Genomic DNA, 573 nt, shown 5'->3' with positions numbered 1-573 from the left:
CCTCGATCTTTCGTAACGACCGTGCTGTGATCTTGGGTCGCTTCTGTTGATCTTCTTGGTCGTGTCGCTGGGGGCGGGCGCGTGGGATCGCCGGCTCAGCGGGGTCTGCCGGTGCTCCGGTCCCTCGGTCGTAGGGATGTGGTGGTCGGGTCAGGGAACGGGGAGTGTGCGGAGTCGGGTGTGGGCGGTGGTGATCGCCTCGGCCCAGGGCCAGGTCGAGTCGATGTACAGGACGCGCCGCCGGGCGGTGCGCACGAGCCGTCCGGCGGTGGCGAGGATCCGCAGCCGCAGCCGTTTGGGCTCGTAGCCGGCGGCGGTGGCGGGCAGCGCGAGCCGCGCGCACCAGGCGAGCAGGTCCTGGGCGAGGGCGGCGATGGCGACGGGAGATGCGGTTCTGGTTGGTGTCGTGGAAGGGCAGGTTGCGCAGCCCGGTGTCCTTCGCCGCGCGGATCCGGTCCTCGACCCGGGCGTGGCGGCGGTGCCGCAGCTCCAGGTCAGGGAGCTGGCCGCTGGGTCCGCCGCGGGCGGTGTTGGTGAGGAACCCGGTGATCGGCAGGCCGTCGGCGTCGGTGA

Annotated in this window: 1 protein-coding gene; it reads right to left on the bottom strand. The window is 72.1% G+C overall.

Annotated features, from left to right (window positions below; all coding sequences use genetic code 11):
- Positions 1-150: 150 nt before the first annotated feature.
- Positions 151-573 (bottom strand): transposase (locus tag KME75_RS42300; protein ID WP_219420719.1); only part of this gene is annotated, 423 nt, incomplete at its 5' end.

The organism is Pseudonocardia nigra, from assembly GCF_019396355.1.
GTDB classification, from domain to species: domain Bacteria; phylum Actinomycetota; class Actinomycetes; order Mycobacteriales; family Pseudonocardiaceae; genus Pseudonocardia; species Pseudonocardia nigra.
The sequence above is the reverse complement of the archived record's forward strand: the minus strand, read 5'-3'. Positions and strand labels throughout refer to the sequence as shown.